The organism is Bacteroides sp. Phil13 (assembly GCF_001940965.1).
GTDB lineage: Bacteria > Bacteroidota > Bacteroidia > Bacteroidales > Bacteroidaceae > Bacteroides > Bacteroides intestinalis.
On sequence record NZ_MSHA01000011.1, the window covers coordinates 1 to 13,377 of the forward strand.

Genomic DNA, 13,377 nt, shown 5'->3' on the forward strand with positions numbered 1-13,377 from the left:
AGAAACTTCTCATAATAGGAACTCAATGAATTTGTGGATGCTATACATTATTAATGATAGCGAATTGTTTAACTAATAATGTATCGAACATGAACATTGAAAATTTTGAAACGTATCTGCGTCAAGGAAATATGGCGGAGAATACGATTGCGGCTTACCTCTATGCCGTAAGGGAATATTATTCCCGACATAAAGAACTGAACAAGCGTAATCTGCTTGTTTATAAAACCTATCTCATTGAGAAATTCAAGCCTAAAACTGTAAATCTTCGTATTCAGGCAATGAACAAGTATCTTGATTGTATGGGAAAATCTCGTCTGAGATTAAAATCCGTCAAGGTACAACAGCGTAGTTATTTGGAAAATGTAATCAGCAATGCCGACTATGTTTTTCTAAAGAACAAACTTAAAAAAGAGGAAAATCGAGAGTGGTATTTCGTAGTTCGTTTCCTTGCTGCCACTGGAGCAAGAGTTAGCGAACTAATACAAATGAAAGTGGAGCATGTGCAGATGGGCTATTTCGACATCTACACCAAAGGTGGCAAAATTCGTCGTATCTATATTCCTAAGGCTTTACGCAAGGAAGCCATAGAATGGCTTGGCAATGTCAATCGTGCCACTGGTTATCTTTTCCTTAATCGTTTCGGTGAACGTATCACTACCAGAGGTATTGCTCAACAGTTGAAAAATTATGCTGCAAAATATGGCTTGAATGAGAAAGTGGTTTACCCTCACTCGTTCCGTCACCGCTTTGCAAAGAATTTTCTGGATAAGTTCAATGACATATCCTTGCTTGCTGATTTGATGGGGCATGAAAGTATAGAAACTACCCGTATCTATCTGCGTCGTAGCAGTGCCGAGCAACAAGAGATTGTCGATAAAGTGATAACTTGGTAAATAAAACACTGCCCCATTGGTAAAAAATCATGGGGCAGTGTATAGTTATTATCCAATGGCATTTCTTACCGAGTCATAATCCCAATACAATGTATTGCCAACCCATTTTTTCATCGGCGCATGAATGCCACGATTTCTGACTACTTCTGGACATTTGGATCTATTCACCACTGTTGATTTATACAGGACTATTATTTTTAGACCATCCCGAATCGCTTTCTCGCATTCGAAATCAATATAACTTCGAGTATCCACTGTATGTCCTCGACCACAAGTCCCCCAATAACTATTGTAGCTATTACAATATTGGCATCCACCAGCCCTTAATTCTTTTGTGTGTTCACCAACGATAAGGATAAATGTTTTAGAGGCATCCAATCGCTCAGCCAATGACCTTTTAATCGAGCAATTTAGGCTTGTATCCCTTGCTTGCTTTAATTCATGAGCATCCGAAAATGAAAGTCCATATCGGGAACTGTCATTCCACCGGTGCAATGCGTCAACGGCATCTTTGTCATTATCCCAATCTCCGGCGATATAAGTTCTTGTTCTATAATACATGGCTAAAATATTTTTTTAATATCGTACAAATTAATTTTATCTATGGATTCTCTTGTTAATACAATGGTTATCGGTTGATATATTTGAGCATCCGATGTTTTGAGTGTACAAAGGATACAACGGAGCAAATGAAATTCATTTTTGTCAGTAATGCGCGTTATTCCTCCTCCGAGTAGAGGTATAGTAACAGGTCTATGTGCATAGACTCTGCTTATTTCATTCCACATTGCCCGAAGACAGATTTCATACTCGTTATGAGATAGTTTTGCCTGATTATTCTCAAAATGAGAAAATGCCAACAACAAATAATCTTGATATGTAATAATTCGGCCAAGTGGGTAATAGGTTCGACCTGCTTTTGTTTTCCTCTTCATACTAGGTATATCTTCTGCCTCATCAATCTTTTTATTCAAATCATCAATATCCTGTAATCTTTCTATGAATTTCCCATTCAATGAGTTCCTTGCAATAACAACGTCATCAACTATTGTGTCAAAAAACTCATTAAAAGGGATTAATTTCCAGTTGGGCGATTTGAAAATATCACCTTCCTCTATTCTTACAGTTATTCCTTTTATCTTCAGTGTTATTGCATGGTCTGCTCTAAGTGCTTTTATTACAGCTGTTATTATCCACAGTAATAGAAATACACCTAAAATAATCAATCCTTTCTCCCACCACTCCTGAATATTGACTACATCCGTAATGCTAAAATCTGCAATAGCACAAATAGTTTCAATGGCAGCAATGAAACTAACAGCGTACAAAAAACTATCTTTCCAAAGAACTTTACTATGTAATTTTGAAATTTTCATCATTGTATCCTCTTTGTCAAATCACTACAAATATACAAGTTATTCAAGCAACTGCCTAATAAATGAATAGATATTATTGTCGTTTCAAGCCTTTGTGTTTCTTGTCGTTCCATGGTAATTCGGATGATGCACCACCAGAACCTGTACCAACATGAGTTTGTGCCTGACCACCTGCTGCAAGTTCAAAAACAGCACCGAGCAGATTAGCTTGTGCCTCATTGACCTGTTCCTGCGGTTCAAATACTTCATTGATGAGTTCGTAAACGGTAGCTTCGTTTTTGCTGAACCGTTCCCATATCTCACTGAAATATTCTATATAAGTTCTTGTGTCATATTCTTCATTGCCAACTCTCGTCCAAATATGGATGGACGGATTTCTCATATTTGGAATATTATGATGCACAAGTTCTGCTCCGGATGAGAGTTGGTATCTGTGAGGATTGGCTTTGCGATCAAGCTGGTCAATGCGTTGGTTTTGCCTGTCTATAACAGAATCCTTTTCTTTGGATTTCCGTTCTGCTGATTCCGCTTGTTGGATAGCCTTGTCTATTTCTTTTTGATATTCATTATGTAGTTGCTTGATCTCGGCTTTATGCTTTTCTTGCAACTGGGACTTTTCTGCCATGAGCGTTTTAATCCGATTTGTGAGTTTGGCAATCTGTTCGTCTTTGCTCGCAAGTTCTTTCTTAGCCTTTGCCAAATCACCTTTGCCAAACCACGACAAGACGGTACTTCTTCCTTCTTTTGCTTGTTCAACGTCAGCTTGTAATTTGGCAATGTCCTCTTCATACTTGCTCATCTGCTGCTTGTAGTATTCCGAATTCGCCTGATGCTTGGCGGTAGAGCCGACAATGCCACGTTGCAATCCGAATGGTCTCATAAATTCTGCATAGCTGTTCTGATATTCATGCAATTTGGATCTCCGCATCACATCATCTGCCGATAAGCGAGCCCCTGATTTCGTCTCATACTTCTTCTCGCCCTCACGTTTCTTACGGAATCGTTCTGTGATTACAATAGGTACGATAGTGGCATGTAGGTGTGGTGTTTTCTCATCCATGTGCAACACACATGAAACAAGATTCTCACTTCCGAAAGTATCTTTTAGCCATTTCATATTGGCATCAATCCAATTATCCAGCTTGCCATCATTGGTAATCTTCATCATCTGTTCATGTGTTCCGGTCAGAATGATTCGGATGGCTTTCGTCTGATTCTTGCCAACCTTGCGGTGTAGTCCGGCATGGTCTATTCTGAATTGTATGGCTTCCGTCCTGTTCTTCACTCCGGCAGGAAATGCAACCAGTTCCCGATTAAGATGTGTCCTGCTCGCATCGGCATTGGCGGGAACATATTTCTTCCCCTTGACATCCTTTCTTTCTATATGGCAGGTCACACCGGAGTCGTTGCCACTGCCACGTTGCAGGTGGCAGACTGCGTATTGTGTATTACTCATATCTCATTCATTTATACTGTTATACTTTGGTTCTATGGTTTGTAAAATCCCGTCCATTGTGCCACAGGCAATCGGGTGTCGAGAGGGTGTCCCTCCGCTTATGGGCTTTTTTGCTGCCACTCGGAGAGTGAAAGCGGTGAAAATGCCCTAATAAGCTACGGGATTTTACAAACCCTTTTTCAAGGACAGCGAGCTGTCCAATCCATCCAATTATCATATCTGCTCTGCATTCACCAATTCCAACCCCAATTCATCAATGAGCGTCTGCAAAGCCGGATTCCGCTGTATCATTTGGGATAAAATCATTTGCGGTGTATCTTCCATCAGGAGGAAATCCGCAATGTCCAACCCTTTCTTTCGTTGCTCATCCGTAGCACATTGTTCTAATGTGTCACTTATTATCACTTTTGAGCAAACGGAGGAGAGCTTTGCCATCTTAGATTGCCAAATCTCTTTTGCGCCTAAGTCCGGACACAACATTACCGTCCGACCTTTTAATACACTAATCGCATCTGCTTTGAAGCAGCCGTACATTCCACCTGTAGCCAACCATAAAAATTCAGGCATATAGTGAGTGGCTATCAAGGCAGACTTCTTACTCTCTACTATAGCAATCGGTTTAGTAGGATTGCCAGACAATAGATATTCTCCAAACAAACACTGACTTAAATTGAAGTCGGCAAGATTCAATTCGGTGTGTACCCAACTCACATAACTTCTTGGCTCTTTTGTCCGATGTCCTGTTATTGAATCATATAACATTATCTTTCCAGTTCGCACATTGCCTTGCCTATCAATTTGCCAATAGACAGTAGATCCGCCCCATTTTTTTGAGGTGCCAACACGATATAAATGGAATATCCGCTTTGTTTCATCCTTGCCCAATATACCTGCCAGATAAATGTACAATGGATTCATTGTGTAGTTGGTAAGTGTTCGCTCCATTAGTTCCTTTTCAATAAAAGAAGTAGGTGGTAACGAATGTGACTGTGGTTTACTATGTTCAAAACTATAATTTGAGCCGTTTTCTATCAGCGTTGGATTATCTTTGAAATAATCAGAGGGCGTATAATGGTACTTGCATGATTGCTCATGGTCGCATCTGCCTACATAGTCAGGAAACGAAATCTCACCTTGTGTATCAACGTAACGGACAAAACATTGTTTCTTTCCACACTTAGGACATGAGAGTTTTGAACCTCGCTTATATTTTTGAAGAGAAAATCTATATTCAGCCATACTTCTTCGTTTTGTTATTGCAGTCCGTGCAGCTTGCACTTATTGCAGTTTTGCAGAAATCCTATGTAAGAGCAAAGTGCAAACTGCAACAATTGCAAACTGCAAAAGGTGTCAATTATTGCAGCTTCTCATATTCACCTCGCTTTATCTTCTTGATAATCTTATTCGTGGCAAGGTTAACCAAAGAATACATTACCGACCTTTCCGACAACCCTACTTCTTTTCCGGCTTGAATGGCATCAGCAGTAGTGAAAGTTGCAGAAAGACAGTCGAGCAATTCTTTCTTTTGAGGCTCAATGCTCGCTTTCAACATATACTTCTGAATGTCAGAATAACAACTCTCAAAATATTCACTTAAAGCAATAGCCGATTTTGTTGAATCTATATCCACAAAATCCTTATGCACCTCTCCACAAGCCCAACGAAAGATTTGTAGGACTAATGCCAAACGAGCCGTTATCATAGGAGCTTTAATCACTCTACTATCTACCAGTCCATCATCTTGAATTTGATTGATGGCTCGGATTGTATTATTACGCCAATTTATAAAATAGGCTTTGGCTTCCGAAGAAAAATCCAAGATATTTTGTATATTTCCATTATCTATAAAAGGCAAGTCGATCACCTTGTCAATGATTGACTCCCACATAATCGAGTATTTATCAAAAGATGAATCTTCATCTGATTGCCAATCAGAAATTTCTTGGGACGATGGGTAAACAAAAATAATTCTGTCAAGCAGTCCGTTTTCTTTATAACCTTTCTCTATCAGTTCGTGCATACGAGTTGTTTGCATCGTACCGACAATATTTATAAAGGGATATTCTATATGAATCGGTATAGGCATACTGCATCTTGAAATATCCAAAGGCCTACCGCTGAATGCTGTCAATAGCTGTTCGATAAGTTGTCCTCTACTGTATTGGTTTACGGCATTAAACATACCCATAATCTCATCCACATATACTACAACCCCTCGTTGGTTGTCATCAAGCGCACGCATTAACGCCTCTGGAGTAAAGTCTGATATAATAGTCCTCCGTAAAACAGGTTTGTCAGGCAAAGGAGTAGTATTTTCCTTCTTACCTTTATTGCTTTCTATCAGATTGTTGTATTGCTCCATTTCCAACTTGAATTGTTTGACAGCTTGTGCATCATGCTTGCGGATAGGGCGAAAAGCAAAATCCAACGGTGGAGTTTTACCCATTCCGGGACGACCCACCAATATCATATAAAGGGCAGAGTTGCTAATCCATCCCCCACGAATACGAATATTGATAGCATTACCAATGGCGGTTGATACTGCCACCAAAACAGAAGCCATCATGTACTCTATGGAATAATTCTCTTGTCGGGTTAAAGCCAATATCATATCTTGGATTTTAGTTGGAAAGGCATCTAAAGGAATCTTGTTTTCAAAGACCCCTTCAAATTCCATTCTGAGTGCATTGCATAAATTGGTTGAATCCATTAGAATTTGGTATTTCTTTTTGACTTTATGAATTGGGCGGCTTCATCTTCCAAGTTTTTATCAGATTTTATTTTGCCGGCATGGAGCCACTCGTCAATTTCTGATTTTAGGAACATGATACGTTTCCCTCTTTTGTGGAATGGGATTAGATGGCAACTCGTCCAACCATATACAGTTTGTTCTGCCGGGTGGCTGGGAATATAATCACACAATTCTTTGAGGTTCATCCATTGTTCGGTTGGCACGCTTTGATTCTGATTATTTAGTCCATCTATTTTAGAATCCAGCTCATTCAATTTATCCATCAACCACGACATAGCTTTGGGTAAATCTTCAAATGTAATGTTCTTCTCACTCATATTGCTACTTGTTTTTTGATTTTTCGGCAAAGTAACAGTGATTGCGCATACTGATTTCATGGTGTAATACATCACATAAAAAAGCAGTAACGAAACATAATCATCATAAGAATTACCTGTTGATTATCAATGTGAATAGTGGAGAATGTCAGTAGTAGATTTTTATGGTAATGTCCCCAATCATAAAGGAAACATAAGGCGGTCACAAGAAAAGACCGTAGATAAAAATAAAAGCCACCCACACAGATTCTACGCAGATGGCTATATTTACAAAGTATAATAATGGTTATTCTGTTTGAGATAAATCCAATTTAATTGTTTCTGTAGCTTTCTCTTTCTTTTCATCAACAACCTTTGCATATACCTGTGTTGTTCGTACGTTTGTATGTCCCAACATTTTGCTGACTGTATAAATATCAGTTCCTCCAGCCAGTTGCAGGGTTGCGTAGGAGTGCCTAAAGCAATGAAAGGTGATATGCTTGGATATTCCGGCGGCTTCAATCCACTTTTTGACAGGGCGGTTTATCCAAGAAGGGTCAGGAAGTCCGGCAAAAACTAGAAGTTCTCCTTCTTTTTGCTCTCCGCAAAGGTTAAACGCCTGTTCTGAAATTGGCATATACTCAACTCCTTTTGTCTTTTGTTGCGTAAAGTTCAACCGATAACCACCATTGAATTGTTCCACCTCCGACCATTTCAATTTCTGAATGTCGCAATGTCGGATTCCTGTTAATGCTGAAAAGAGTGCGGCTCGTTTCAATAATGGGTCACACGGAGTTTGTGCCAGTCGGTTCAACTCTTCTACTGTCAGGTATTCTCTGCGACTCTCCCTTTCCTGAATGCCTTTGACTTTCGCAGAAATATCAATAGTCAAGTAGCCGTCTATAAAAGCCTGCTTCAGTCCGGCTTTGAAGATGGAAAAGTATGTAGAAGCTGTATTTTGAGAAATTGTACCTCGTTTAGTACCACCTTGCGGTGCGTTCATTATGAATTGACGGAACGATTCAACCAGCTTTAAGTCTATTTGCGAAAAGAGAATGGTATCGCTTTTTGCAAATATATTCAGTAACTCATGTACTCGCCTCCAATTGACAATAATAGAATCGGAACTATGGGCATGTCTTGTTCGTTGCACATGGTCGAAGTACTCAATGAAATTGCTCCTAGAGCGTTCTAACTGCTCTGCCTGTTCAGCATCGGTATCAGCATAAAGAGCCGCATTATCATATTCCTTTTGCCGTAGGCTTCTGACTTTATCGGCATAGATACATGATTCTTGATCCAATTGGGACTTACATTGTATAATACCATTCAGATCTCGCTTTGGCTTATAAGTGGTTTTGCCATCGGCATTAGTTCTGGCATTGCGAGACTTATCCCAAATAGGTGTCGTAATGGTACGATTGAGATATTCACGTACTCTTTGCGGTGTATCTTTACCGGATTGGAATACAGGATAAGATTCCACATAAAGATACCATTCATCACGATATTCAGACTTACGGAGCTTTACCGACACTCGTGTATTGACTAATGCTTTCTTCATCGCTTCACACCTTTATATAAGTTATCAATTTCTTTCTTGGGTACATACACAAAGTTACCTATCTGCCGGGTAGGGATAGAGTATTTGCGTATATGGAGATAAACCGTACTTTCATTCACAAGAAACTTCTCTGTGATTTCTCCAATGGTATAACAGTCTTTTGGTTCCAAACTATATAACTTGGCAATAGGCTTTGACTTTGTGAGAGTTTTCTTTCGGAGCGGATAGAGTTTCATCAGTTCTTCTTTTGATAGCAATGTCTGCCTTTCTCCGGCATTCACGCTTGGAATTGTGCCCTTACGAATCAAGCGATAAAGAGTTTCCTTACTTATGCCAAACAAAGCGTATGCTTCAGGAACAGTGATGTACTCTTTGGACTTTGGTATTTTCTTGACCACATCGTCCAACCTTTGCAATCTCTGTTCTTCCTCCTTACGCCTTTTCCACGCTATTTTGGAACATTTGGAAGAGCAATACCACGATTCAATGGTTTTAGCTACAAAGGTTTCTCCACAAACCTTGCATCGACGTGTTATTTCAAATTTTGCTGCTGGCATAACCTACGTTTTACTTATATTCTTCATTCTCAATACCGTCATTTTTATAAGCGTCACATTATCTACTTTTAAGTGTCGGTACAATTATGGTACAAATATACGATAAAAATCCGAATAACAAGCAAAGTCAAAGAAAAGTACATAAAAAGAAATAGGGCATAACTCATTGAGTTACACCCTACATTCTTATTTATTGTTATCGTTGTTTATGACAACTTACTTCACTTCCTCAAAATCAGCATCCTGCACATTATCACCATGCTTGCTGTTATCTTGAGCACCACCAGCTTGTCCGGCATTCATATCAGGACCAGCCTGAGCACCACCTTGAGCACCGCTCTGTGCATACATTTCAGCACTTGCAGCCTGGAATGCAGTATTCAGTTCTGCCATAGCAGTATCAACAGCAGCTAGATCCTGTGCCTTATGAGCATCTTTCAGTTTCTGTAAAGCAGCTTCAATCGGAGCTTTCTTGTCAGCCGGCAACTTGTCACCTAATTCCTTCAACTGATTTTCAGTAGTGAAGATCATTGAGTCAGCCTGATTCAGCTTATCAATCTTTTCACGTTCTTTCTTATCAGCTTCTGCATTAGCTTCAGCTTCAGCCTTCATCTTTTCAATTTCTTCTTTGCTCAAACCGCTGGAAGCTTCGATACGAATAGCTTGCTCCTTACCTGTAGCCTTATCCTTAGCAGATACCTTCAAGATACCGTTAGCATCAATATCGAACGTTACCTCAATCTGAGGAACACCACGACGAGCCGGAGCAATACCTGACAGGTTAAACTGACCGATTGACTTATTTTGAGCAGCCATCGGACGCTCTCCTTGCAATACATGGATCGTTACTTCGCTCTGGTTATCAGCAGCAGTAGAGAACGTTTCGCTCTTCTTGCACGGAATAGTAGTGTTAGCATCAATCAGCTTAGTCATTACACCACCCAGGGTCTCGATACCCATAGACAGCGGAGTAACATCCAGCAATACCACACCCTTGATTTCGTCCGTCAACACAGCACCCTGTACAGCAGCACCTACGGCTACTACTTCATCCGGATTTACACCTTTAGAAGGAGCTTTACCGAAGAAATCTTCAACCAACTTCTGTACAGCCGGTATACGTGAAGAACCACCTACAAGGATTACTTCGTCAATATCAGAGTTGCTCAAACCAGCATCAGACATAGCCTTCTTACACGGTTCCAGACAAGCTTGAATCAAAGTGTGAGCCAAAGCTTCGAACTTAGCACGAGTTAAAGTCTTAACCAAATGCTTAGGTACACCACCTACCGGCATAATGTACGGTAAGTTAATTTCAGTGCTTGTAGAAGAAGACAATTCAATCTTAGCTTTTTCTGCAGCTTCTTTCAGACGTTGCATAGCCATCGGATCTTGAGTCAGATCGGCACCTTCGTCATTCTTGAATTCATCTACCAACCAAGTGATAATTACCTGGTCAAAGTCGTCACCACCCAAGTGAGTATCACCGTTTGTTGACAAAACTTCGAATACACCGCCACCGAATTCAAGAATAGAGATATCAAATGTACCACCACCAAGGTCGAATACGGCAACCTTCATATCTTTGTTCGCTTTATCGATACCGTAAGCCAAAGCAGCAGCTGTCGGTTCGTTCACGATACGTTTCACTTCCAGACCGGCAATCTGACCGGCTTCTTTTGTTGCCTGACGCTGAGAATCGGAGAAGTAAGCCGGAACGGTAATTACAGCTTCTGTAACTTCTTGCCCCAAATAGTCCTCAGCAGTTTTCTTCATTTTCTGAAGAATCATAGCTGAAATTTCCTGCGGAGTATAAAGACGTCCGTCAATATCTACACGCGGCATGTTGTTGTCACCCTTAACAACCTTATAAGGCATACGGGCAATTTCTTTCTGAACCTGATCCCAAGTCTCACCCATGAAACGTTTGATTGAGGATACGGTTCTTGTCGGGTTCGTGATAGCCTGACGTTTTGCAGGGTCACCCACTTTACGCTCACCACCGTCAACGAATGCTACGATAGACGGAGTAGTACGCTTTCCTTCACTGTTTGCAATTACTACAGGCTCGTTTCCTTCGAATACAGAAACGCAAGAGTTTGTAGTTCCTAAGTCAATACCAATAATTTTTCCCATGATCTTTAATATTTTATTTGTTATTATTCAAGTTTCAGTCGCCTGCCTCAGCAGCAGACGCCAATAAAAAGACAAACGTCGTGCCAAAATGTTCAGAGAGGTTGTAATTTTATAGGTTGGCAGAAAGGCTGTCAGTTTGGCAGAATACAACTGCTTTTTTCTGTCGAAAATTACCATTTGTTAATCGCTCCTTCATGCAAAAGCACTACTTTTGTCGGCGAAAAAGCTAAGAGCTACAAGTGACAGGCTACAAGCGACAAATGCCTTTCGGCATCATAGCGCAGCCACTCGTAACTCGTAGCCTGTAGCTTGTAACTAATATAATATGGAAAGAGATAGCATTGATTTTAAAAACACAGACATCGCAGCACTGTTCCGCAAACTATTACTCCCTACCGTACTGGGAATGATATTTTCTGCATTATTTGTCATTACGGATGGAATATTCGTTGGAAAAGGTATCGGGAGTGATGCCCTGGCGGCAGTGAACATAGTAGCTCCACTCTGGTTATTCTCCACTGGTGTCGGATTAATGTTTGGCGTAGGGGCATCTGTTGTGGCATCTATCCATTTATCACACGGAAAAGTAAAAGCTGCCCGCATCAATATCACACAGTCTATAGCTGTATCTTCACTATTGCTGATAAGTACCTCTACATTATTTTGTTCATTTGCTCCACAAATAGTACACCTTTTAGGTGGTTCCGAGCGCCTGACTCCACTGGCTATAGAGTATATGCTGTGGTTTGTTCCATTCTCGGTATTTACCGCCCTGCTTAATTCGGGAATGTTTTTCCTGCGCCTCGACGGGTCACCCAATTTTGCCATGATGTGCAATGTAGTGGCTGCCGTTCTGAATATCATTCTTGATTATCTCTTTATCTTCCCTTTCGGATGGGGTATGTTCGGTGCAGCTATTGCCAGTGCTATTGGTACTACGGTGGGAGCATTGATGATAATCATCTATCTCTCACGTCGCAAATGTGCTTTACGCTTTTACCCTGTAAAACTCACTCGTAAAAGTATGCAGCTGACCCCCGTAATATAGGATACATGTGCCGTTTGGGATCTTCTGCATTCCTGTGCGAAGTAGCTATTGCCTGTATGATGTTCGTTGGAAACATCGTATTTATCCATTATTTGCAGGAAGAAGGTGTAGCAGCGTTCAGCATTGCGTGTTACTTCTTTCCTATTATATTTATGGTATACAATGCCATTGCACAATCTGCCCAGCCCATTATCAGCTATAACCACGGACTACATGAAACTGCTCGCGTCCGCCGTGCCTACTTGCTGGCGCTGAAAACGGCTGTCGGTTGCGGTGCTATTTTTGCCTTCATAACCGCCCTGTTCAGCTCAGAGATTGTTTCCATGTTCATCGACCGCAGTTATCCGGCCTATGAGATAGCCAGTAAGGGGCTTCCTTTGTATGCTACCGGCTTCATTTTCTTTGCCATCAATATCGTATCTATCGGATACTTCCAAAGTGTGGAACGGGCACGCTATGCCACTATCATTACCTTATTACGTGGGTTCGTCCTACTAACGGCCTGCTTCTTTGGACTTCCCCTGCTCTTTGGCAACGCGGGTATTTGGCTGGCAACTCCCTTGGCAGAGTTACTAACTACCCTTTTCATACTTATTATTTATATAAAAACGAAAAGGGAGCGTAAAGAAAATATAGTATCTTTGCCACATGGAAACGATGATAAAGAAATTCTGCCAAAGATACAGACTTCCGGAAAAAAGCCTGCATGAACTTTTGTCACACATGACAGAATATCATTTTGGCAAAGGAGAATTAATTGTGAAAGAGGGAGAACGGAACACCAACTTCTACATTCTTAAGAAAGGCATCTGGCGTGCTTATTATATGATAGACGGAACAGAAAGTTCTCTCTGGTTTGCCGGAACAGGCGAAATAGCCTTTTCATCCTGGGGGTATGTCAATAATGAAATTTCACAAGTGAATATTGAATCTGTGAATGAAAGTACTGCCTATTATATTGCCAAACCGGATTTAGAAGAGCTCTTCAACAGTTCCATAGAGTTATCTAACTTCGGTCGAAAAATCTTTGAACAGGAAATACTATTCATTGACGGCTACACATTGGCATACGGTACTCCAAGTGCCAAAGAACGTTATCTAACCTTGATGGAAGAGAACCCGGAATTATTGCAATATGTTCCATTGAAACATCTGGCATCCTATTTATACATTACCCCACAGTCATTGAGCAGAATACGGGCTGGATTAAAAAGAAGAAGATAAACTCATAAAACCTTTATGAAATTTTTCCCTTCTTCACCCTGTCAACTCCATGCCTGAACCCTATCTGCGACA

Annotated in this window: 11 protein-coding genes and 1 pseudogene; 3 read left to right on the plus strand and 9 right to left on the minus strand. The window is 40.6% G+C overall.

Annotated features, from left to right (window positions below; genetic code table 11):
* Positions 1-89: 89 nt before the first annotated feature.
* Positions 90-896 carry a tyrosine-type recombinase/integrase gene (locus tag BWI44_RS02145; RefSeq protein WP_057280664.1) on the plus strand — a complete coding sequence of 269 codons (807 nt, stop codon included), beginning with the start codon at positions 90-92 and terminating at the stop codon, positions 894-896.
* A gap of 48 nt (positions 897-944) precedes the next feature.
* Here the strand turns inward: BWI44_RS02145 and BWI44_RS02150 are convergent, their stop codons facing one another.
* The 9 genes from BWI44_RS02150 to dnaK all read right to left on the minus strand — a co-directional run bounded on the left by BWI44_RS02150 (position 945) and on the right by dnaK (position 11,033).
* Positions 945-1,457 carry a TIR domain-containing protein gene (locus BWI44_RS02150; protein ID WP_286810880.1) on the minus strand — a complete coding sequence of 171 codons (513 nt, stop codon included), beginning with the start codon at positions 1,455-1,457 and terminating at the stop codon, positions 945-947.
* A 2-nt stretch (positions 1,458-1,459) separates the two neighbouring features.
* On the minus strand, positions 1,460-2,275 hold the full coding sequence (locus BWI44_RS02155) for a macro domain-containing protein (RefSeq protein ID WP_286810881.1): 816 nt from the start codon (positions 2,273-2,275) through the stop codon (positions 1,460-1,462).
* A 70-nt stretch (positions 2,276-2,345) separates the two neighbouring features.
* Complete coding sequence (gene mobV, locus BWI44_RS02160; protein ID WP_286810883.1) at positions 2,346-3,728, minus strand: MobV family relaxase; 1,383 nt, start codon at positions 3,726-3,728, stop codon at positions 2,346-2,348.
* A gap of 213 nt (positions 3,729-3,941) precedes the next feature.
* Entirely contained in the window at positions 3,942-4,967 is a 1,026-nt protein-coding gene (locus tag BWI44_RS02165) for a DUF6371 domain-containing protein (RefSeq protein WP_286810884.1), read from the minus strand.
* Positions 4,968-5,082: 115 nt separating this feature from the next.
* Positions 5,083-6,438 (minus strand): DUF3987 domain-containing protein, encoded by a 1,356-nt coding sequence (locus BWI44_RS02170; protein ID WP_286810886.1) that lies wholly within the window; start codon positions 6,436-6,438, stop codon positions 5,083-5,085.
* Positions 6,438-6,797: a helix-turn-helix domain-containing protein gene (locus tag BWI44_RS02175; RefSeq protein ID WP_032945184.1), complete on the minus strand. Its 360-nt coding sequence runs from the start codon at positions 6,795-6,797 to the stop codon at positions 6,438-6,440. The genes BWI44_RS02170 and BWI44_RS02175 overlap by 1 nt, the downstream gene beginning before the upstream one ends.
* 286 nt (positions 6,798-7,083) lie before the next feature.
* Positions 7,084-8,340, minus strand: a complete 1,257-nt coding sequence (locus BWI44_RS02180; protein ID WP_286810893.1) for a site-specific integrase — start codon at positions 8,338-8,340, stop codon at positions 7,084-7,086.
* Entirely contained in the window at positions 8,337-8,897 is a 561-nt protein-coding gene (locus tag BWI44_RS02185; RefSeq protein WP_117694500.1) for a helix-turn-helix domain-containing protein, read from the minus strand. Before BWI44_RS02185 ends, BWI44_RS02180 begins: the two co-directional genes overlap by 4 nt.
* A gap of 216 nt (positions 8,898-9,113) precedes the next feature.
* A complete protein-coding gene (gene dnaK, locus BWI44_RS02190; protein ID WP_117694496.1) occupies positions 9,114-11,033 on the minus strand; it encodes a molecular chaperone DnaK in 1,920 nt (639 codons plus the stop codon).
* Between the two features lie 325 nt (positions 11,034-11,358).
* Here dnaK and BWI44_RS02195 point away from each other — a divergent pair.
* A pseudogene (locus tag BWI44_RS02195) lies at positions 11,359-12,791 on the plus strand (MATE family efflux transporter).
* Positions 12,730-13,305, plus strand: a complete 576-nt coding sequence (locus tag BWI44_RS02200; RefSeq protein WP_117694494.1) for a Crp/Fnr family transcriptional regulator — start codon at positions 12,730-12,732, stop codon at positions 13,303-13,305. The pseudogene BWI44_RS02195 and the gene BWI44_RS02200 overlap by 62 nt, the downstream one beginning before the upstream one ends.
* Positions 13,306-13,377: the final 72 nt, after the last annotated feature.